The sequence below is a fragment of the Trinickia caryophylli genome, assembly GCF_034424545.1.
GTDB classification, from domain to species: Bacteria; Pseudomonadota; Gammaproteobacteria; order Burkholderiales; family Burkholderiaceae; genus Trinickia; species Trinickia caryophylli.
Genome location: NZ_CP139971.1, coordinates 1,435,233 through 1,454,846, shown reverse-complemented (window position 1 = coordinate 1,454,846; position 19,614 = coordinate 1,435,233). Strand labels below are relative to the sequence as shown.

Genomic DNA, 19,614 nt, shown 5'->3' with positions numbered 1-19,614 from the left:
GGACGAAAAGGCGAGGCCTGTACCGAAAAGATTCGGCCCGTACGTCGCGCTACGGAGCGATCGGCCGATGACAAGCCTTCCTGCTGTGCAAGACTGGTCGATACAGGCTGGGACACCTGTTCGATATGCGCACGCAGGCTTCGATGCGGGCGGCACGTTCAACTCGGTCGGTCACCCGCACTACGAGCGAATCGTTGGCGTCCGCGCGAACTATGCTTCGCTCCGCATGCTGACATCTTCGATTTCTCGATAGCAGATGCGCCGACCAGAGCGGCGCAGACCTGGACGAGGGCTACCCCCGACGCGTAGCAAAGACGCTATCCGTCCGATTGACTTTCGTATAAGAAAAATACAAGTATCAAACTCAAATAAATTTCTATATATTGCTCGCTAGACCAGCAGCTCCATGGGCGGAGGCGATGCAACACCCGAAGACCGTGATAGTGATTGGGGGCGGTATTGTCGGCCTCAGTTGCGCATTTTTTGCCCGACGCTCAGGCCATCGCGTTCGGGTGATCGATCCTGACATTGCGTCGCGACGCGCCAGCTTCGGCAATGCCGGCGTTCTGGCGGTCTGCGAAACGTTTCCGCTCGCCACACCGGCTTTATTGCGGCAGTTGCCTTCGTTGCTGCTTTCGCGCGACAGCCCATTGCAGATTCGCTGGCGGTACATTCCGGTACTGCTTCCATGGCTGATTCGTTTTGCCCGGTCCAGCGCGCGCGAGCCCTTCCTTCGCGCGGCCACGGCCCTCAGCTCGCTCTTGCAAACAGCCGTGGATGCGCATGCGGAATTGGCCGCAGGGTGTTCGGCCACTGAATTGCTGGCGCCAACGGGCTGGATCAAGGCCTATCAGTCCGAAGAGGCTTATCGAAGCCAAGGGAACGAGCGTTCCGAACTCGCGGATTGGGGCGTCGCGATGCAACCGCTTGGCGCTTCGGACATCGATGCGCTTGCCCCGGGGTTCGAGGGCGTGTTCACAAAGGCGACGCTTTTCACCGACTGTCAGCAGGTGAAAAACCCAGGCGAATATGTCGCCCGCATCGCGGATGGCTGTGCGAGGCAAGGTGTGGAATTCATTCGCGATAGTGCCCGCGGAGTCGTTTTTACGAATGGCCGGTTATCGGCTGTGCGCCTATCCGACGGGGTAGTCGAGGGCGACAGTTTCGTAATTGCCTGCGGCGCATGGTCTAAGGCCCTTGCCGCCGAGCTCGGCGATAACGTGCCGCTCGATACCGAACGCGGTTATCACATCATGCTCGACGCGGGGCATCGCACGTTGCTTCAATCCCCGCTCTTCTGGCATGAAAAGTCCGTGGTCTTCTCGCAGCTCGACTACGGCTTGCGGATGACGAGCAGCGTCGAATTCGCGGGGCTCGATGCGCCGCCCGCGTTTGGAAACATCGATCGCACATTGAGCGCCATTCGGGGCATCGTGCCGGCGCTGGCGGAGCTACCCGTTGACGACCGATGGCTGGGTTTCCGCCCCTCGATGCCGGACTCCGTGCCGGTGATCGGGCCGTCCGTGCGTCACCCCAATTGCTTTCTCGCGTTCGGCCACGGACATCTCGGCCTGACGCTCGGGCCGCAGACGGGGCGTCTCATTGCCCAAGCCATTCAAGGCAGAAAGACCGACATCGATCTCGCGCCATTCTCCCCCTCGAGGTTCGGATCACGATAATCGAGCGCCGGAGCGGTGGCGTGACATCAAGCGTTCTCATTGGAATCTTTTCGACGTGCTCATATTCGACTCTTCGCAAACCGTCAGCCGCCTTCCGTTCGATCGCCTGATCGATGCCATCGACGCCATGTTCGTCGACGGCTGCACCGTACCGCTTCGTCACAATCACACGATCGATTGCGGGCCGGACAATGTCCCCGGCACGCTGCTTCTGATGCCCGCGTGGCAAACGGGCGGGCGCATCGGCATCAAGACGGTGTCGGTGTTCCCGTCCAATAGCCGCCTCTCGCTGCCCGGGCTTCACTCCACGTTCATCTTGCTCGACGCGACGACGGGCGTGCCTTTGGCGATGTTGGACGGCGATGTCATAACGTCGCGGCGCACGGCGGCGGCATCCGCGCTCGCCGCCCGCGTGCTCAGCCGGCGCGACTCAGCACGGCTGCTGGTGGTTGGCTCCGGACGGGTTGGCTCGCTGATTCCAGAGGCCTATGCCGCCGTGCGCCCGATCGCCGAAGTAATGGTGTGGGACATCGATACGAAAAGCGCGGCAGCACTCGTTGGCAGTTTGAGCGCGCGCGGTTTTTCCGCGCAAGTCGCGGACGATCTCGAAACCGCCGTCCGGTGGGCCGACATCGTCTCCTGTGCGACGCTGTCCACGGAGCCTCTCATCAAAGGCTCATGGTTGCGCCCTGGAACGCACCTCGATCTCATCGGTGGCTTTACGCCGACTATGCGCGAAACCGATGACGACTGTTTTGTCGGCACATCGGTATTCATCGATACCGACGAGGCGTTGATGAAAGCCGGAGACCTGCTGTCGCCAATGCAATCGGGCGCGTTCGATAAAGGGGCGATCCAGGCCACGCTTGCGCAACTTTGCCGTCGCGAGCATGCCGGGCGGCGAAGCCGCGACGAGATCACGGTTTTCAAAGCCGTTGGCACCGCGCTCGAAGACCTCGCGGCGGCATCGCTCGCGTACGACGCTTCCGCCGGCACGTGAGCGCGGCGCTATCGATTGGCCGAACGCGCAGAACGCGCATCGGCCGCTCTATTCGGGCCGCACCGGCGACATTCCATTCAATTCACCGTATCGGGTGCGCCGACTCACCCGTCGACGACGCTTTACAAAGTGGTCGACGGAAAATGGACTGTAGTGAAGATCGTCGACGCCGGATCGTTGCTGTCGCGGGCCTCGCGCCGTCGGCGGCTTCTCGCTGCGGGGCGATCAGTCCAGTGTGACATGCGAACAGACCCAGAGGACTTTCGCGTCCTCGTCGGTTCCCGATATGCAAGCGTGCCCCATCGTGCTGTCGAAATACATCGCGTCTCCCTTGCTCAGCGTGCTGGGTGCATAAAACTCGGTATTGACGATGACCGTTCCCTCCAGAACGTAGAGGAACTCTTCGCCGTCGTGCCGCAGCAGGCTTCGAAATTCTCCGATGCTGTGCGCTTTGATCGTCGTGAAAAGTGGCACGAAGCGCTTGCCGGCCAGATCCGCATTGAGCACCTCGTACACGTATTGATCCGTTTCGTGCACGACTCCACTTCCGGCTTTCGTAATGCTTCGGCGCCCTAACGGAACGGGCTTGGGCGTTTGATTGAACAGCTCGCTGACTTCGACACCGAGCCCGATGGCGAGCGCAGCGATTTTTTCGTAGGTCGGCGAGAGCTGTCCGTTTTCGATCTTGGACAGCGTGGAAACCGAAATCGACGACCGTTCGCCCAATTGTTGCAAGGTCAAGTGCGCATGGGTGCGCAAACGCCGCAGGGTTTGCGCAAGCGTGCCGACTTGCCTCTCGGACGCACCGTGCGGCCGCACCGTTTTTTCGCTCGTATCTTTCACTTGTCGCTCGGCCCATCGAGAGCCGATCCGTTTGGCTGCCGAAATTGTAGCAAAGCGAAAGATATTTTCTGATCCGATAATTGTCTGCGTGGGACTGCCCACTGGTGTTCGTGGTTGCGGGGTCTATAAACGCCGCCGAGCGTTCATTGATACTGATGGTCCGTTGCGGACCATCTGAACGTACGGCGCCATTTACCGCCAGCTTTCTCCCGAAGCTGGAGATCGTGATAGCCATCTGTCACTGAAGGAAGAACAGTGAGTGCGTTCGCCGCGTCCGATACGTCGTGGCTTCGCGTGCCATCCTTGTGCCATTCGCCTGCGATCATTTTGTCGAAGGCCATGGGTTGGGCGAAGACCACGCGCAGCGTCTTCCCCTCGATCGCGAAAAGATACAACGCTTCGAAATCCGCACCGCCCCCGGCATAGCCTTCGCTCCATCCGGCACGCACGCCGAATGCGTATTCGCTTGTTCGGATCTGATACGGGGCTAAATCGAAGCGGGACCAACTGGACGGCACGGCCTCTTGTGCGCTCCCGGGATCGCTTGCTTCGAGACGGACCGGCAGGTCGATGTTCGTGTCGCGCCAGTCGGTGGGGGTGACGACGGGCGACTCGGTTCGCGCCACGAGCCGCGGTGTGCCGCCGCCGGTGCTTTCGAAAACGCCAAACCAGACGCGCCGTGGGTCTGAATCGTCGCTGCCGAGGCTGTCGCACGAGGCGGGGCTGTACTTCAGGGCCGAGGCAGCGAGCTGCGGGCTATCGGCAAGGCAGACGATGGCAACGTAGCTGTTCGGGCGCAACGGCCACGGTTTTGCGCCCGATAACACGACACTTCGAACGTCTTGCCCCGGCGCCAGTTGCTCCACGAGAAACGCGGTGGTAAAGCCGGCAGGCAGTTTCGTGCCGAAGCCATCGGGTTGCTGCGCGCCGCTCATCGAATGATCGAACATTTTCTGGGCGTCAGGGGTGTGCATGGCGCCGCGTACGCCAGAGAGCGAGTGCACTGTCGTGTCGGCGAGCGTCGCGGACACCGGTAGAACGAAAGCGAGAATGGCCATACCGAACAGGCGGCGTAGCGATGCGCGATGTGTCATTGAAATTGCCCGAGTTGGATAGCACGCCATTATCGTCGAGGGAAAGGGCGAATGAGTAAGGACGGGGGAGCTGATGTTGATCTTGGTTTCAGCTAAATGCCTATTTAGGCCCGGCAACGTGCCGGAGTTCTCAATCAGGGAGCCTCGGGGCGTTCGTCGACTTCCTGTGCGCTCGTGTGTTTCCGGCTTCACTGGAGAAGCCCAAAGCCAAGCCACGGCGCTGGGTCAGCTGATGCCCCGGGGTCGTTCAAAATTTGATCGGAAGCCATTTTGAACGGGAATGAGCGATGCTGCTAATGACACCTTTGAATCATCCTTCGGGAGATCGATATGATTTCAGATGCGGATGAGTCGGTCACACGCGGATCGCAACGAAACTTCCTTACTTGTCGCACGAGCGAACTTGAGGTGGCCTATGAGGTATCGGGCCCGCCTGATGGACCACCGCTTGTCCTTGTCCATGGATGGCCGGACGATGTTCAGTGCTGGGACAAGACTATTCTGCACCTTGGCCTGAGCGGCCAGCAGTTCCGAATCTACGCACCCTATCTGCGCGGATCAGGACCGACGCGCTTCTTGAATCGCGATACGATGCGCAGCGGCGCAATCGCCGCTCTGACACTTGATCTGTCGCAGTTCGTGGAAACGCTGGATTTGACGGATGTAATTCTCGCGGGGTATGACTGGGGCGCGCGCGCGGCGTACGGAGTCGCTGCTCTGTTTCCCGAAAGAGTGAGCGGTATGGTTACCGCTGCGGCGGGCTATGCCACGGCGATGCCGGCCAACGAAATGCCCTATGAGTTGGCCAAGGCATACTGGTATGAGTGGTACGTCGCCACGACGTATGGGATGAAGGCCTATCGAGAGGATCGCGAGCGGTTGTGCAGATACTTGTGGAACAGCTGGTCGCCCGCTTGGCCCGATAGGGAGAGCGACTTCCAAGCCATGGCAGGCTCTCTCGACAATCCCGACTGGGCCGACATCAGCCTTCATGCTTATCGGCAGCGCTGGCACGACGCCCCGGGCGCAGAGCAGCACGAGCAGATAGAACGGCAATTGGCAGCCTCGCCGATGATTCGTATCGACACCATCATGCTCCAGGGTGCGGAAGACCGTGACAATTTGCCAGTCACTTCCGAAAACAAGGAGAAGTACTTTTCCGGGCACTATGAACACCGCTTGCTGCACGGAATAGGACACTTCGTCCCGCGCGAGGCGCCAGATGTCTTTGCGGAGGCCATACTTGCGATTGCCGGGCGGTGAGCAAGCCGCTTGCGTTTCTCAGGTCCCCGTGTACCAGAAGGAATAATTGCTTTGACGCGCTCCGTCCTCTCTCTGCTGGGGATCGACATACCCGCCAGTGACTCGCGAATGAGGCCGGCCTCGTACCCCTGACGTGTTGGCCAACGCAGTCGAGGAAGCAAGAGCTGCTTGGCCCACGACTACGAAATGCCACCGTGGCGCCGTCGGCGCGTGCCGGCGAAAGTTGGCGTGCCGTCTTTCACGCAAGCGCGGGTCCGTCATGCCGGCACGAACGCGTTCGCCTCCCGAGGTATCTAGTTTCTCCAGTAGAGAACTGACGTCTCGAATCCGAACGTCTCTTTGAGCGATTCAGCGATAGCTTCGGCAGCCTTTTCATGAATCGAACAGTTTTGGATGCTGACTTTCGCGTCGCCCTGGATCTCAGGGCGGGCGTGAACCGCGTAATGTCCACGAAACTTTGTGGATCCCATGCGGACAAGAGAAAGCCCGGTGTCGCTAGCATTCTTGATTGCGCGAGCTAGGGAGGATCGACCGTCAAGCTTCACAAGAGCCGCGGCGTTACCGCACTCTTCGCGGACCGGCTGCCCGTGATTGCCCTCGGCCTGTTGTTTCAGCTCTTGAATTCGGGAATTTCCTGCTCTGCGTCCCGCCTCGAGCGCGGTGTTCAGCCCTGCCGTAACCTCGGCTGGTGTTAGCTTCTTCATATCATTCTCCGGGCAATCTTGTATGCGCGGTTTGGATGCAACGCTCTTGGCCGTCCGCCTTCTCGGTGCTATTGCATAACTTGAGGCGAGCTACAGCCGGCATAGTAGACGATACCCGATGACCATCGGCATGTACAAACCTGTCACTTCCCCAGCCGCTCCGCAAGAGGATACCGGTACATACAGCGCTCCATGCTGTCGAGAAACGCCTGATCGGCCGCGTTCATCTTGCGTTCGCGATGCCACAGCAAAAACACGTCGACGTCGATCAGCCCGTCGTCCGGCGGCAACCGCCACAGCCGCTGCTGTGCGATATCGTCGCGCACGATATGCTCGGGCAGGCAACCGATGCCATAGCCGGCGAAAACGAGCCGCCGAACTTCATCGAGGCTCGGCGACGACGCCACGACTCTCCCTGTAAAGCCTTTCTGGTCGCGAAACACCGTTAATGGCGAAAGGCTGTCGCCTATCTGGTCGCTCGTGAACGAGACGAAGTTTTCCGCGAGCAGATCCTCCATCGCCAGGGGCGACTTGCCGAACAGCCGATGGTGCCGCCCGCAGAACATCGCATAGCGCTGCCTCAGGAAGCACTGCATGCCGAGCTTTTCGTGCGGCGTGCGGCACAAGGCCAGTCCTGCCGTCGCCGTTTTGCGCAGTAGCGATGAAATGATATCCGACGAGCGCATCACTTCGATCTGAAGATCGATGCGCGGATACGCGCGATGGAAGTCCGCGAGAAATTCGTCATAGACCGGCGATTGGATGCGACTGATCGTCAGCAGCCGGATCGTGCCGGAAATATCGCTCGTGCGCTCGTCGAGATCGGTCTCGAGCCGCGAGATATTGCCGTAGATGTCGCTGGCGATCTGATAAACCGCTTCGCCGGCTTCCGTCGGCGCGAAATACGGGCCGCGCCGTTCGATCAACTTGCGCTCCAGTGTCTCCTCGAGCCGCCGCAACGCCTGGCTCACCGCCGGCTGCGTCACGTGCAGCCTCGCCGCGGCGCGGCTCAGGCTGCGCTCCTGCATGATCACGAGATACGTGCGCAGCAGATTCCAGTCGAGCCGGTCATTCAGAAAATTCGCGAGGTCCGCGCGCACCGTCATGCCTCTTGCGGCAACCCGCCGCAGTAAGTCGACTTAACTATTAGCCAGATTTATGAGCGAAATAATAACTCGAAATTTGACTAATGTTTTATGGTTACCGATAAATGGTTCATGCGCCGGGCAATGCTGCGCATACAGCCCCCACGCATTCACAACGACACGCACGCCGCCGGCCATGACCACCGCGCCGAACGTGCTTCAGGAGCCAGCATGACGCCATCCAGTTCTTCTCTCCGCCAGCCCGGGCGTGCCGCGTCGGCGGCATTCATCGGCACGATGATCGAGTGGTACGACTTCTATATCTATGCGACCGCGGCGGCGCTCGTTTTCGGCGACTTGTACTTCCCGTCGGGCGACCGCTTCGTCAGCACGATGGCGTCGTTTGCGACCTTCGCGGTGGGCTTCTTCGCCCGCCCGCTTGGCGGCGTCGTATTTGGCCATCTTGGCGACCGTATCGGCCGCAAGAACACGCTGATGGTGACGCTGATGATGATGGGCATCGCAACGGTTTGCGTAGGCCTCCTGCCGTCGTATGGAAGTATGGGCGCGCTGGCCCCGGTCCTGCTTGTGGCGCTGCGCATCGTCCAGGGTATTGCCGTGGGCGGTGAATGGGGCGGAGCGGTGCTGCTGGCGGGGGAGCATGCCCCGCCCGGCAAGCGCACGTTCTTTGCGTCCTTCGCGCAGCTCGGCAGCCCTGCGGGCCTGATTCTGTCGCTCGTGGCGTTCCGTGCGGTGTCGTCGATGGACAAGGCCGATTTTCTCGCGTGGGGTTGGCGTCTGCCGTTTCTTGCGAGCGCGGTGCTGCTCATCGTCGGCATTGTCATTCGGCTCGGCGTGAACGAGTCGCCGGAATTCGCGCGCGTGAAAGAAGCGAACCGCACCGTAAAACTGCCGGTGGCCGAGGTTTTCCGCTCGGCATGGGGCCTCGTGCTGCTGTGCATCGGCGCGAATACGATCGGCATTGCGGGCGTCTATTTCACCAACACGTTCATGATTGCCTACACCACGCAATACGTCGGCGTCACGCGCTCGCTGATTCTCGATTGTCTGTTCGCGGTGGCAATCATCCAGTTTCTGTGGCAACCGGCAGCCGCGTGGCTCGGCGAGCGAATCGGGGCTGTGCGCTTTCTCAAACTGATGGCGCTGCTCGCGATGATCTCGCCGTACCCCATGTTCATGCTCGTGCAAAGCGGCACGCGGTTGCCGATGGTGTTCGGCATCGCAATTGCAACGATCTGCATGTCGGGCTTCTATTCGGTGATCGCTGGTTTTGTCAGCGGCATATTTCCCACTCGGGTGCGTTATTCGGGCATCTCGCTCGCGTACCAGGTATGCGGCGCGATCGCGGGCGGTCTGACGCCGCTTGCCGGCACTTGGCTCGCGCATCGCTACGTCGGCCAATGGTGGCCGCTTGCAGTGTTCTACACGTGCCTCGCGGGCGTTTCGCTGGCCTGCATCGTCGCGCTCGATGCAAGGCGGGCAACGCACAGCGATGCCGCGGAAGCAGTCGGCGTGAACTGAACGGTATTAATCGGAACCCGATGCAATGACGATGAAAGACCTGTTGAAGATCGACGGCGCGCGGCTGTGGCAAAGCCTGATGGACATGGCAGAGATCGGCGCCACGCCGGGCGGCGGCGTGCGGCGGCTTGCCCTCACCGAAGAAGACCGGCTCGGCCGCGACCTGTTTGCGCATTGGTGCCGCGAAGCGAATCTGACCGTCAGTGTCGACGAAGTCGGCAACCTGTTTGCACGGCGCGAAGGCACGAATCCGCACGCGGCGCCGGTACTGGTCGGCAGCCATCTCGACACGCAGCCGCATGGCGGCCGCTTCGACGGCGTCTACGGCGTGCTCGCCGCACTGGAGTTGGTGCGCGTGCTGAACGATGCCGGCATGGCCACGGAAAAGCCGATCGAGATCGTATCGTGGACGAATGAAGAAGGCGCACGCTTCACGCCGGCGATGCTCGGCTCAGCGGTGTTTGCGGGTGCCATGCCGCTGGCGGAGGCGCTCGCCAGACGCGACGCGCAGAATGTCAGCCTCGCGGACGCATTGGCTGTGACCGGTTATCGCGGCACGCGCGCGATCGGCACGCCCGTCGATGCCTATTTCGAAGCGCATATCGAACAGGGGCCGGTACTCGAGGCGAACGGCACGGCGATCGGCGTTGTCACAGGCGGCCAGGCGATCCGCTGGCTCGATGCTACGGTGACGGGCATGACGGCGCATGCCGGCACGACGCCCATGCCGTACCGCAAAGATGCGTTGTTTGCCGCAGCCCAAATCGCGCTCGAACTGGAGCGCATTGCGGAGGGCTATGCGCCGCGCGGGCTCGCTACGATCGGCGAGATCGGCATTCCGGACGCGTCGCGCAACACGATTGCGGGGCAGGCGTCGTTCACCGTCGATCTGCGTCATCACGACGACGGCGAAGTCGATGCAATGATCGGGGCGTTGCGCGTCGCGTGCGCACAGGTTGCCGCGCAGCGTGGCGTGCGGGTCGAAGTGGACACTTACTGGCGCAGCCCCGCTACGCCGTTCGACCGCGCATGCGTTGCGCTCGTGCAGGACGCCGCGGACGCTTTCGGCTATAGCTGCGAGCGCATCGTCAGCGGCGCGGGGCACGACGCAATTTTGCTTGCCAGCCATTGCCCGACCGCCATGGTGTTCATTCCCTGCGTGGGCGGTTTGTCGCACAACGAAGCGGAAGATGCGTTGCCCGAGGACGTCACGCGCGGCGCGAACGTATTGCTCAATGCGGTGCTCGCGCGCGCCGGCGCGATGGCCACCACGGATTCACACTGAACGATTGCAGGAAAGGTGTTTCGATGAAGACGTACTTTCACCCTGAACAGTTGCTGCATCATCCGCGCAGCTACTTGTCGCGAGGCCAGATGCGCACCCCGCAGGAAGTGCCCGAGCGTGCGACGCAGCTCGTAGCCGCCGCGAAGTCGCTCCGCTTCGACGTGCTTGAACCCACCGACCGCGGCATCGCGCCGATTGCGGCGGTGCACGACATGAACTATCTGCGATTCCTCGAAGAAGCGCATCGAGACTGGAAAAAAATGCCCGACGACTGGGGCGATGAAGTCATGTCGAATGTCTACGTGCGGGAGCCGAATCCGCTGCGCGGTGTGCTGGCGCAAGCAGCCCGGTATTTAGCGGACGGCAGTTGCCCGGTGGGCGAGAACACCTGGCGGGCCGCCTATTGGTCTGCGCAGAGCGCGCTGGCGGCCGCGGCGGATATCCATGAAGGTGCGCGCGAAAGCTGGGCGCTATGCCGGCCGCCCGGTCATCACGCCCGGCGCGATGCGGCCGGCGGCTTCTGCTACCTGAACAACGCGGCCATTGCGGCACAGGCGCTGCGCAGCCGGTTCGAGCGCGTCGCGATTCTCGATACCGACATGCACCATGGCCAGGGCGTGCAGGAGATCTTCTACGGGCGTGCCGATGTGCTCTATGTGTCGATTCACGGCGACCCGACCAACTTCTATCCAGTCGTGGCCGGATATGAAGAGGAAACCGGAAGAGACGCGGGACAGGGCTTCAATGTGAACCTGCCGATGCCGCATGGTTCGTCCGAGGCGGTCTTCTTCGAGCGGGTGGACGCGGCGCTGCGGGTGCTGAATCGCTTTCGACCAGACGCGCTGGTGCTTGCGCTCGGCTTCGACATCTATCGGGAGGATCCGCAGTCGAAGGTAGCGGTCACGACCGAAGGGTTTGCGAGGCTGGGCCTGACGGTCGGCGCGCTTTGCCTGCCAACGGTGATCGTGCAGGAAGGCGGCTATCACATCGACTCGCTCGCCGCGAATGCCGAGGCATTCTTTAGCGGATTCGATGGCGGGCGGAAAACGGATGACGATGCCGAAGGCGGCCAACAGCCCGGCGGGGCCTCTCGCAACTCGGTCCGGGCGTAACTACCTGCCTTCCGCCAATCAACAGGAACTGAAACGACCCATACTTCCCGGCAGTGGAATCGCCGGGCAGCATTCTTACTCGCACTGAAGCAGCTAACTCGCCTTCCGGCGGGCAGGTATTGGTAGACTTATCGACCGACGGCGACAATGGATGCCGACTGTTCGGTCCAAAACGGAGACAATGCGATGCATGACCCGCGTACCGATCTGACGTCGTTTTCGTTTGTGCTCGCAGTCCCCGATCTCGAGTCCACCGCGTCGTACTTTCGTGATGCGCTGGGATTTCGGCTTGAGTGGCCCGACGCAACGGAGTGGCAGCTAGCTACGCGAGGCTCCGTACGGGTGATGTTGGGTCATTGCCCAGACGCAATGTTGCCGTCGGCGACGGGCGACCATAGCTATTTCGGCTACCTTCACGTGGCGAATGCTGACGCACTTCATGACGAACTGGTCGGTCGCGGCGCAATCATTCTGCAACCTCCGGCCGATAGGCCGCACGGCATGCGCGAATTTCTCGTAGGTACGCCGGATGGTCACCGAATGATGATCGGCCAACATCTTTTGTAATCGATCCAGCCACTCCGACACGCCGGGCTTTCGCCTTTGAATAGGTCAACCTTAACACGTCGGGCCGTGCATAGAGCGCGGTCAGGCTCTCATCCACGACTGCGCGGTACTGTTTAGTGCATCGATCAAGTCTTGGCTATTCGGCACAGCATTGTTGTTTGATGCCGGCCTTCCCGCGGTTCGTCGACGATCTGCACTCAACGCACTCGCCTGCTGCAGCAATTCTTCGGTATTCTTGTTTCGCGGTTCCAAGAGCGCCAATGCAGGGTTTTTTGCCGTCGCTTCCCGGCGCGTTTGCTGGAGGTTTCCTATCGCCGCATCCAGTCGGTCAAGAGAGTTTTCGCGCGCAATGTTCTGCGTCGTGGCCGATGTGTGACCGGTACTAGTACCACCAATACAATTTCCCATTTTCTCATTTGGCAGGTTGCAGGAACGCTGAGTATTGCTGATGCCAGGGCATCCAGCACCGCGCGCAGCGAAGTTTTGGGGGCTGCGGCGAACCCAAATCGGAAGAGGCCACGCGCAATTCCTGCTGTTGCGGCACTGCAGGGCATTCGTATTCAACCTCGCCGTTCAGCGGGAAGAAGCCCGCTGGCGGCACGGCTGCATGGGGTTTTACACCGTAGAATCGTTGCCAAAAGAACCTTGCTTGCCTTCAGCGCACGTCACGCTCAAGCCGAACAGCCATTGCAGGCGTGGTACGCGGAAGCGTCGAAGGCCGACTGGAAGATTCCGATCCATGCTTTGAGGACGACTACGATCCGATCCCTTCACTGCGAATAATAGGAACATCCCCAAGGCGATCACGGCTGCGATCAACCCGAAGGCATGGGGTTTACGGACGGATACTTCGCGACCTCGCGATGTTCAATCTCGCAATTGATAGCGAGTTGCGAACGTGCGATCTTACCGGTTGCAGGTCCAGGATGTCCGTAACGAAACCATGTGGCGTCTAGAGCGACCGTCATGCAGCAGAAAACCCAGCGGTCAGTGCAATTTGAGATCACCGGAACAAACGGGGATGCAGCGCGTCGCCCATCGAATGATCGAGCACTTTCCGGGCGTCCGTGGTATGCATCGCGCCCCGTACACCGGCAAGCGAGTGCACCGTCGTGTCCGCGAGGGCGGCGGATTCGGATAACACGAAAGCGAGGACGGCAAAGGCGGCTTGCGCGGCACGGCCCAGAGTTTTCAATTCTCAATCGAAGAGAGTATCAGAGCGACGCCAACGGCAACGTTTTAAGGCGGTCAAGGATCACCTCCTTCATGCCTTGCGGCGTCGGAAGCTCATCGAGCATCTTCGGCCACGTGTCCTGAGCGGCGGATACGGCTGCTTTCACCGCGGCGGTCGCGATACGCTGAGCAATGCCTGCGGCCTTGGCCAGTTCCGAGTAGGTATCGAGCGTCTGAGCGCGCTGCATGCGATCGATGGCGACGTTCGTCCCGTAGGTGGAGAACCGCGGCAGCGCGGCGACGCAAACAATGTCGTATGCCGGGGACAACTGCGGGTGAACCTTGTCCGCGTAAAGGACGGAAAAGTTCTTGAGATGCGCGTCGCTGTTGCCGATAAGCGTGTTGACGGCTTGCCGCACAAAGAATTCGCGGACATCCTTCACGCCGCGCGGACTCAGGGCGTCGAGCAAACTCAGCAGCAGACGGAACTGTTCCTCTTTCCCATACTTGGCAGCCGGCATGCGCCCCAGCAACTGGCAGGCATCTTCTACGTGGATGCGCTCGTTGCCTTGTCGATCGTAGCGTTCGACGGCGAGAAACGACGTCGCCGTGCCTGCAGCGGCCTGAAGGCCGTCGATTTCGATGATCGAGAGATTCATTGGCTCGCACGACGCGACATTGACACCGGCTGCTTTGGCAAGTTGCATGGAGACGTACTCGTTGAAGATCTGCGAGTCGTCGTTTGTGGCAGGAAGCTTTGCAATGACATCGGAAAGCTTGCCGTGCCCCGGCATCGTGTACCGCTTGCCTTTGTCCAGGGTCGAAAGCGCGAGCTTGTCCTGCACGCCGGAGATGGAGGCGGCGCCCTCGGTGGCCCCTTCCGTTACGCTGATTTCGAGGTTGTCGGCGCCGCCGGTGGCACCGAACGTTCGTGCATACGCTGGAATGCCGTGCGCATCGACGGGCGGCTGAACGACAACTGCGCCTGGCAGGTCTTCACCGGCCGCAGCCAGTACGCCGAAGTCATCCCGATCGTCCGGATTGTGGCGAGTCGCTTCCAGCCGCCTGCGCAAATCGCTCTCGGGGAGGAGTCCCGCGAAGAATGGCGGAAGCCTGCCGCCCGTGTTGTAGAGCGCGGGGTGGAAAGCGTTTGAAAAGATGTCGGCCGCAATCTCGGGAGCGCCTGGGATCGCCATCGACAACGTGAGCGTGGGCGTGCCATTAGCAGCCTTGAACGATTCGGACGGTACGAAGCGGCAGTTTCCGGCAAGTTCACAGAGATAGCCGCAGACCTCATCGTAAAGCCGCACTTTCAGGTAGCGCGGATGGATTGCATCGGTCATCGGCGCCCCTTCAGAAACATCTCCGCCGCGCTCGGCGCCTGGAGATCGGGCCCAGTACCCTTCCCAGCCAGGACTTGGCGGACCGCTGCGAGGTGCTCCTTTGGCACGAGTACCCATTGCGCGTCCAAACCTGCTGCCAGCGCATCCAGCGTGCTGCTCCTGGCGTCGTGCTTGCTCGCCAAGGTCGCGGACAAATTGGGGCGGGCGATGCCCGTCAGGTCACCCAATTCGGTGACGGACATGCCGCGGCGCGAAAGGAGCGCCTTGACTTGATCGACGAATGACATTTCATACTCGGAGCCGCCGGGAATACGGGATATTATACGACATCGCGTGAAAGTTGTATTAGGGATCATAATCTCTCACACGATGGTGTGACATATCATACGCGAGGTGCATCTAGACTGACTCGGTGCCCGGCGTCCGAGTAGGCAGGTGGCGCCCTAAGCTTTTCATAAGGTTCGACGGCTAAGATCGGCTGATTTCCCTGCGATCTAGACCGATGAATGCACTGGAAGCGCTAAACCGCGCACTCTTTCTGTCGATCAACGCGGCACCGTCGACGCCCGTCTGGCTCATCGACGTGGCGCGGTATATTGCCGACGACGTGATTTATGTCGTGCCGCTCGTGCTCGCCGTGTTGTGGCTCGCGGGCGGCGAGCGTCGACGCGCTGCCGCACTACGGGCGTGCTGCGTGGCCCTGCTTGCGCTCAGCATCAATCAGCTGATCGGTCTCGGGTGGATGCATCCGCGGCCGTTCATGATCGGCTTGGGCCATATGTTTATCGAGCACGCGCCGGATTCATCGTTTCCGAGCGACCACGCCACCGTGTTCGCAAGCGGTGCTTTGACCTTGCTACTCGCTGGTGAGCGCCGCTACGGACTATCCATGCTGTTGGCGGGTCTTGCCGTGGCATGGGCGCGCATCTTTGTCGGGGTGCATTTTCCGTTGGACATGGCAGGCGCCGTCGCCGTCGCGTGCGTGGCCTATGCGGTGGTTGCTCCAATGTGGAAAATGTCGGGTGCCGCGCTGACTCGCGGTTTCATTGCGCTCTATAGGAAACTGCTGGCGTGGCCTATCGGGCGCGGATGGCTGTCGTCGTGAGCGTGATGCGGTGGTCGGTGCGCTGCATTACGTGGCCGCCCGCGACATGATCGCGTGCTCGAGGCCAGTTGGCCCGACCGGCGCCTCGGCAAGCCAGGGAATCCGTGAAGACGGAGATTCATCCGGCCGCAATCGTTATTACTCGACCGAGGGAGTTTGGCATGGACGAACGGACCGTCGAAACCTACTCGTCGCATGCGAGCCGCTATGCGGCCGAGTGGCGCGAGCAGCCCCCGCCTGCCGACATGTACGCGCTGTTGCAGCGCTATTTCGTCCCGGGCGGCAAAACAGCGGACATCGGTTGCGGCGCTGGCCGCGATGTCGCATGGCTCAATGGTCATGGCTTCCCCGCCGTCGGCTACGATGCCTCCGAGGGATTGCTGGCCCAAGCCGCGGCCGATTTTCCATCGCTGGTTTTCAAACGCGCCGAACTTCCTGCGCTGGACGTTATTCCAAGCAACTCCTTCGACAACGTCCTGTGCGAAACCGTGATCATGCATTTGCCACCCGATGAAGTTACGCAAGCCTGTACCCGTCTGTTCGACATTCTCAGGCCCGGGGGGACGCTTTATCTGAGCTGGCGAGTCGCGGAATCGGACACCCGCGATGCTGCCGGCCGACTCTACGCCGCATTCGACGCCGTGCGGGTCCGGGATGGCCTCCGCGCGGCAGAATTGTTGCTCGATGCCGAGGCCGTCAACGCTTCTTCCGGCAAGCGGGTGCATCGACTCATCGCCCGACGGCGGTGAGTCGGTTTTGGCCATCGATAGGTGAAAGAAAAAGATGAAAACAGCCACACCGTTAATCATGATTCACGGCCTGATGGGGTCGCTGGATTTCTTCGCTCCGCAAGAGCGGATGCGTGCCGTTTCCGTTCATACGCCAGACTTGATCGGCTATGGCGAATTGAAGAGCGAGCACAAGCACGCGATCACGCTCGAGCGTCAGGCCGCATATGTCGTCCGCTATTTGCGTGAACAGGTGGATGCACCCTGTGTTTTGCTGGGGCACAGCGTTGGAGGTGCCGTGGCGATGTTGGCGGCCGCGCTCGATCCGGACCGTGTACTTGGCATCATCAATGTAGAAGGGAACTTCACGCTTGCCGATGCGTTCTGGTGCGCAAAAATCGCCGCGATGCCCCACGGCGAATGGTGCGCGGAACACGCGCGGCTGATTTCCGATCCCGAAGGGTGGTTGGCGAAAGGCGACATCGCAATCACACCGCAGCGCGTCGAATGGGCGCGCGGCGCGCTCGCGAACCAGCCGGCAGAGACGATCCAGGCGATGGCGAGCGCTGTCGTGGCCGAGACGGGGGACGACGGGTATCTATCCCGAATCCGAACGGTTGTGCGGCGCGGTCTGCCGCTGTTCCTGCTTGCGGGCGAGAAATCCGCGTCTGCGTGGAATGTGCCTGAGTGGACGCGTACCGCGGCACGTGACTATGTCGTGCAGAAAGGTGTCGGCCACATGATGATGCTGGAGGAGCCCGGCGAATTTTGTCGCATCGTCGAAGGCATGGTTGCCTTAACTACAAGCGGGCGTAAGGTTGCGATAACGTCTTGGCGGACCTGATGAGATCTTCGAGCATCATCGCGCGTTTCTCCGGATCCGTATCCCGGCTCGTCATGAAGCACAGCGCTGCAACGGCGAGGCCCGTGCGGTCGCGGATGGGCGCCGCCATGCAGAGGCGAAAGGTATGGGAGAGACCCTCGGTGCAACAGTACCCCTGTTCGGCGGCACGTTCGACATCACGAAGAAAGTCCTGAAATTCGACGCGTCTGCCGTTGTCGAGGATGAAGTCTTCGTCCGGGATCAAGTTGCGAATTTCCTCCGCGTGCATATGGGCGAGCAGCAGGCGACCCGATGCGGTCCACGGAATCGGCACCTTCACGCCGATATCGGAACTGATATTGAAGGGCCGCGAGCTGTTCTCCGACAAGACCACGGTGTACTTGTTGCCTTCGAGCATGCACAACTGCGCGGTTTCGTCGTGCGTTCGAACCAGCGCGAGGATTGCCTGGTGGGCACGACTGATCAGATCGTTGTGGGAGGCATAGTCCGAGCCGTAGTAGTGCATCTCGCGGCCGAAAAAGACGCTTCCGTCCGCGGTCGTCTCGAGCCATCCGGCTTCGGTGAGCATGGTGACCAGTTCGTAGATGCTCGAACGGGGCGCGCCGGTCGCTTCGATCAGATCGCGCATCGTCATTGGCCGCCGCGCGATATGCAATTGCTTGAGAATGTCGATGACGCGGCTGACCCCCCTGGCCCTCGATGATTCTGGTGCGGACATTCCTTCAACTCCGTCGGCGATAGGATCGCGGTTTATCGTTTGTGTGACGCGAGTTTAGCGCGCAAAGGGCATAGGGTGACGCTTCGCCATGCTGCGGCCCGCAAACGCACGACGCCCTTTCAGACACATTCAATGATCGAGCACGCGGTGCAGGAACTGTCGTGTACGTTCGTTCCGCGGGTTCACGAAAATCTCCTCGGGCGCGCCCTGTTCTTCGATGACGCCCTTATCCATGAATACGACGCGGTCCGCGGTCTTGCGCGCGAAGCCCATCTCGTGCGTGACGACGACCATAGTCATCCCGTCGCGCGCCAGTCCCCGCATAACCTCGGTCACTTCGCCAACGAGTTCCGGATCCAGTGCCGACGTGGCTTCGTCGAAGAACATGATGCCCGGCTCGACGGCCAACGCTCTGGCGATCGCGACACGCTGCTGTTGGCCGCCGGAGAGCTGGCTGGGGTAGTGCTCGGCCCGGTCGGCAAGCCCCACCCGGTCGAGCGCGTCCATCGCACGCTTGCTTGCGTCTGCGGCGTTCATCTTGCGCGCCTTGATCAGGGCGAGCGTCACATTGCCGAGCGCGCTCTTGTGCGGAAACAGATTGAATTGCTGAAACACCATACCGACATGCCCCCGGATTTCCTTCGTCCGGCGCGCATCGTGCAACGGTATTTCGTTGACCCAAACTTCGCCCGTGTCGGCCGTTTCAAGACCGCTCATGATGCGCAGTACCGTGCTCTTGCCGGAGCCCGACGCTCCGATCAGCACGAGCACTTCGCCCGGCTGCACATCGAGGTCGATCGCCTTCAAGACCTGTGTAGCACCGAACGACTTGCTGACGCCGGTGAGGCTGATGATGGGCTTCGACGTAGTGATGGTGGTCACGACCGCTGGCTCCTTCTTCCGTCATGGTGGCGCACCCACTGCGACAGTGGAAAGCACACAATGAAATAAAGCACGGCAACGAGACCATAGATTTCCACCGGTTTGCCGACCCGGTCGACGATGGCCTGGCCGCCATGCATCAATTCCGACATGCCGATCATACTGACGATCGACGTGTCCTTGATGAGCGATAAATACTGGCCGACGAGCGGTGGCATCACGATCTTTCCGGTTTGCGGCAGGATCACGGAGAAGAACGCCTGGGTCTTGCCAAGCCCGAGGATCTGCGACACTTCCCACTGGCCTTTGGGCACGGCTTCGATGCCGGAGCGGAGCACCTCGGCGATGTAGGCGCCCTGATAGACGCTCATGCCCACGACGCCGGCGGCGAATACGTCGAGCGCGTAGCCGAAGTACGACACCCCGAAATAGATGAACATCAGCGTGATCAGCACGGGCGTGCCTCGAAACAGTTCGGTGTAGAGCCTCGCGATGCGCGGCGTACCCCACGGCCCGAACGTGCGCAATACCGCTGCCAGCAATCCGATCAGCGTTCCACCCACGATCGACGCCGCGGACAGAAGCAGGGTCGCCAGCAATCCCTGAAATAGGATCGCGAGGCTGGTCATCAACAATTCGCGCGACAT

General features: G+C 61.0%; 19 protein-coding genes and 1 pseudogene. 11 read left to right on the top strand and 9 right to left on the bottom strand.

From position 1 onward, the window contains the following. Window positions 1-419 precede the first annotated feature (419 nt). Both U0034_RS25705 and lhpI read left to right on the top strand, forming a co-directional pair. Window positions 420-1,679 (top strand): NAD(P)/FAD-dependent oxidoreductase, encoded by a 1,260-nt coding sequence (locus tag U0034_RS25705; RefSeq protein WP_085229367.1) that lies wholly within the window; start codon window positions 420-422, stop codon window positions 1,677-1,679. A 55-nt stretch (window positions 1,680-1,734) separates the two neighbouring features. After that, window positions 1,735-2,679, top strand: coding sequence for a bifunctional Delta(1)-pyrroline-2-carboxylate/Delta(1)-piperideine-2-carboxylate reductase (lhpI, locus tag U0034_RS25700; RefSeq protein WP_085229366.1), 945 nt, complete (start codon window positions 1,735-1,737; stop codon window positions 2,677-2,679). Window positions 2,680-2,904: 225 nt separating this feature from the next. Here lhpI and U0034_RS25695 read toward each other — a convergent pair whose 3' ends face one another. Together U0034_RS25695 and U0034_RS25690 are read right to left on the bottom strand one after the other, a co-directional pair. Beyond that, window positions 2,905-3,522, bottom strand: coding sequence for a helix-turn-helix domain-containing protein (locus tag U0034_RS25695; protein ID WP_199187024.1), 618 nt, complete (start codon window positions 3,520-3,522; stop codon window positions 2,905-2,907). A 143-nt stretch (window positions 3,523-3,665) separates the two neighbouring features. After that, on the bottom strand, window positions 3,666-4,808 hold the full coding sequence (locus tag U0034_RS25690) for a hypothetical protein (protein WP_233211815.1): 1,143 nt from the start codon (window positions 4,806-4,808) through the stop codon (window positions 3,666-3,668). Between the two features lie 138 nt (window positions 4,809-4,946). Between U0034_RS25690 and U0034_RS25685 the strand changes: the two genes are divergently transcribed. After that, a complete protein-coding gene (locus tag U0034_RS25685; protein ID WP_085229364.1) occupies window positions 4,947-5,879 on the top strand; it encodes an alpha/beta fold hydrolase in 933 nt (310 codons plus the stop codon). A gap of 293 nt (window positions 5,880-6,172) precedes the next feature. Here the strand turns inward: U0034_RS25685 and U0034_RS25680 are convergent, their stop codons facing one another. Together U0034_RS25680 and U0034_RS25675 are read right to left on the bottom strand one after the other, a co-directional pair. After that, window positions 6,173-6,583, bottom strand: a complete 411-nt coding sequence (locus U0034_RS25680; protein WP_085229363.1) for a hypothetical protein — start codon at window positions 6,581-6,583, stop codon at window positions 6,173-6,175. Between the two features lie 143 nt (window positions 6,584-6,726). Next, window positions 6,727-7,683: a LysR family transcriptional regulator gene (locus U0034_RS25675; protein WP_085229444.1), complete on the bottom strand. Its 957-nt coding sequence runs from the start codon at window positions 7,681-7,683 to the stop codon at window positions 6,727-6,729. 216 nt (window positions 7,684-7,899) lie between these two features. Here U0034_RS25675 and U0034_RS25670 point away from each other — a divergent pair, with 216 nt between their 5' ends. The 5 genes and pseudogenes from U0034_RS25670 to U0034_RS29310 all read left to right on the top strand — a co-directional run. Continuing rightward, on the top strand, window positions 7,900-9,210 hold the full coding sequence (locus U0034_RS25670) for an MFS transporter (protein WP_085229443.1): 1,311 nt from the start codon (window positions 7,900-7,902) through the stop codon (window positions 9,208-9,210). 31 nt (window positions 9,211-9,241) lie between these two features. Next, window positions 9,242-10,495 (top strand): Zn-dependent hydrolase, encoded by a 1,254-nt coding sequence (locus tag U0034_RS25665; protein WP_085229442.1) that lies wholly within the window; start codon window positions 9,242-9,244, stop codon window positions 10,493-10,495. Window positions 10,496-10,518: 23 nt separating this feature from the next. After that, window positions 10,519-11,607 (top strand): histone deacetylase family protein, encoded by a 1,089-nt coding sequence (locus U0034_RS25660; protein WP_233211814.1) that lies wholly within the window; start codon window positions 10,519-10,521, stop codon window positions 11,605-11,607. A 147-nt stretch (window positions 11,608-11,754) separates the two neighbouring features. After that, entirely contained in the window at window positions 11,755-12,174 is a 420-nt protein-coding gene (locus tag U0034_RS25655) for a VOC family protein (protein WP_233211813.1), read from the top strand. A 722-nt stretch (window positions 12,175-12,896) separates the two neighbouring features. Next, window positions 12,897-13,186: pseudogene (locus U0034_RS29310) on the top strand (hypothetical protein); the annotation flags it as partial. Between the two features lie 202 nt (window positions 13,187-13,388). On the opposite strand, the gene U0034_RS25650 reads toward U0034_RS29310, so the two are convergent. After that, on the bottom strand, window positions 13,389-14,690 hold the full coding sequence (locus tag U0034_RS25650; protein WP_085229359.1) for a type II toxin-antitoxin system HipA family toxin: 1,302 nt from the start codon (window positions 14,688-14,690) through the stop codon (window positions 13,389-13,391). Then, the gene (locus U0034_RS25645) at window positions 14,687-14,977 is read right to left on the bottom strand and encodes a helix-turn-helix domain-containing protein (RefSeq protein ID WP_085229358.1); all 291 of its coding nucleotides are present in this window, start codon (window positions 14,975-14,977) and stop codon (window positions 14,687-14,689) included. Before U0034_RS25645 ends, U0034_RS25650 begins: the two co-directional genes overlap by 4 nt. Before the next feature lie 215 nt (window positions 14,978-15,192). On the opposite strand from U0034_RS25645, the gene U0034_RS25640 reads away from it, so the two are divergent. From U0034_RS25640 to U0034_RS25630, 3 genes are all read left to right on the top strand, one after another. Next, complete coding sequence (locus U0034_RS25640) at window positions 15,193-15,795, top strand: phosphatase PAP2 family protein (protein ID WP_085229357.1); 603 nt, start codon at window positions 15,193-15,195, stop codon at window positions 15,793-15,795. Window positions 15,796-15,956: 161 nt separating this feature from the next. Continuing rightward, the gene (locus U0034_RS25635) at window positions 15,957-16,544 is read left to right on the top strand and encodes a class I SAM-dependent methyltransferase (protein WP_085229356.1); all 588 of its coding nucleotides are present in this window, start codon (window positions 15,957-15,959) and stop codon (window positions 16,542-16,544) included. Window positions 16,545-16,578: 34 nt separating this feature from the next. Then, window positions 16,579-17,367 (top strand): alpha/beta fold hydrolase, encoded by a 789-nt coding sequence (locus U0034_RS25630; RefSeq protein ID WP_085229355.1) that lies wholly within the window; start codon window positions 16,579-16,581, stop codon window positions 17,365-17,367. Here U0034_RS25630 and U0034_RS25625 read toward each other — a convergent pair. The 3 genes from U0034_RS25625 to U0034_RS25615 all read right to left on the bottom strand — a co-directional run bounded on the left by U0034_RS25625 (window position 17,324) and on the right by U0034_RS25615 (window position 19,614). Continuing rightward, window positions 17,324-18,085 (bottom strand): IclR family transcriptional regulator, encoded by a 762-nt coding sequence (locus U0034_RS25625; RefSeq protein ID WP_085229354.1) that lies wholly within the window; start codon window positions 18,083-18,085, stop codon window positions 17,324-17,326. The genes U0034_RS25630 and U0034_RS25625 overlap by 44 nt on opposite strands. A 129-nt stretch (window positions 18,086-18,214) precedes the next feature. Further along, the gene (locus U0034_RS25620; protein ID WP_085229353.1) at window positions 18,215-18,967 is read right to left on the bottom strand and encodes an amino acid ABC transporter ATP-binding protein; all 753 of its coding nucleotides are present in this window, start codon (window positions 18,965-18,967) and stop codon (window positions 18,215-18,217) included. Next, on the bottom strand, window positions 18,964-19,614 hold the full coding sequence (locus U0034_RS25615; protein WP_085229352.1) for an amino acid ABC transporter permease: 651 nt from the start codon (window positions 19,612-19,614) through the stop codon (window positions 18,964-18,966). The genes U0034_RS25620 and U0034_RS25615 overlap by 4 nt, the downstream gene beginning before the upstream one ends.

What these genes read in the sequence shown, in the direction of transcription:
- U0034_RS25705 (WP_085229367.1), top strand. Translation starts at nt 420, where the DNA reads ATGCAACACCCGAAGACCGTGATAGTGATTGGGGGCGGTATTGTCGGC.
- U0034_RS25685 (WP_085229364.1), top strand. Translation starts at nt 4,947, where the DNA reads ATGATTTCAGATGCGGATGAGTCGGTCACACGCGGATCGCAACGAAAC.
- U0034_RS25680 (WP_085229363.1), bottom strand. Translation starts at nt 6,583, where the DNA reads ATGAAGAAGCTAACACCAGCCGAGGTTACGGCAGGGCTGAACACCGCG.
- U0034_RS25670 (WP_085229443.1), top strand. Translation starts at nt 7,900, where the DNA reads ATGACGCCATCCAGTTCTTCTCTCCGCCAGCCCGGGCGTGCCGCGTCG.
- U0034_RS25665 (WP_085229442.1), top strand. Translation starts at nt 9,242, where the DNA reads ATGAAAGACCTGTTGAAGATCGACGGCGCGCGGCTGTGGCAAAGCCTG.
- U0034_RS25660 (WP_233211814.1), top strand. Translation starts at nt 10,519, where the DNA reads ATGAAGACGTACTTTCACCCTGAACAGTTGCTGCATCATCCGCGCAGC.
- U0034_RS25655 (WP_233211813.1), top strand. Translation starts at nt 11,755, where the DNA reads ATGGATGCCGACTGTTCGGTCCAAAACGGAGACAATGCGATGCATGAC.
- U0034_RS25650 (WP_085229359.1), bottom strand. Translation starts at nt 14,690, where the DNA reads ATGACCGATGCAATCCATCCGCGCTACCTGAAAGTGCGGCTTTACGAT.
- U0034_RS25645 (WP_085229358.1), bottom strand. Translation starts at nt 14,977, where the DNA reads ATGTCATTCGTCGATCAAGTCAAGGCGCTCCTTTCGCGCCGCGGCATG.
- U0034_RS25640 (WP_085229357.1), top strand. Translation starts at nt 15,193, where the DNA reads ATGAATGCACTGGAAGCGCTAAACCGCGCACTCTTTCTGTCGATCAAC.
- U0034_RS25635 (WP_085229356.1), top strand. Translation starts at nt 15,957, where the DNA reads ATGGACGAACGGACCGTCGAAACCTACTCGTCGCATGCGAGCCGCTAT.
- U0034_RS25630 (WP_085229355.1), top strand. Translation starts at nt 16,579, where the DNA reads ATGAAAACAGCCACACCGTTAATCATGATTCACGGCCTGATGGGGTCG.
- U0034_RS25625 (WP_085229354.1), bottom strand. Translation starts at nt 18,085, where the DNA reads ATGTCCGCACCAGAATCATCGAGGGCCAGGGGGGTCAGCCGCGTCATC.
- U0034_RS25615 (WP_085229352.1), bottom strand. Translation starts at nt 19,614, where the DNA reads ATGTCGCGCGAATTGTTGATGACCAGCCTCGCGATCCTATTTCAGGGA.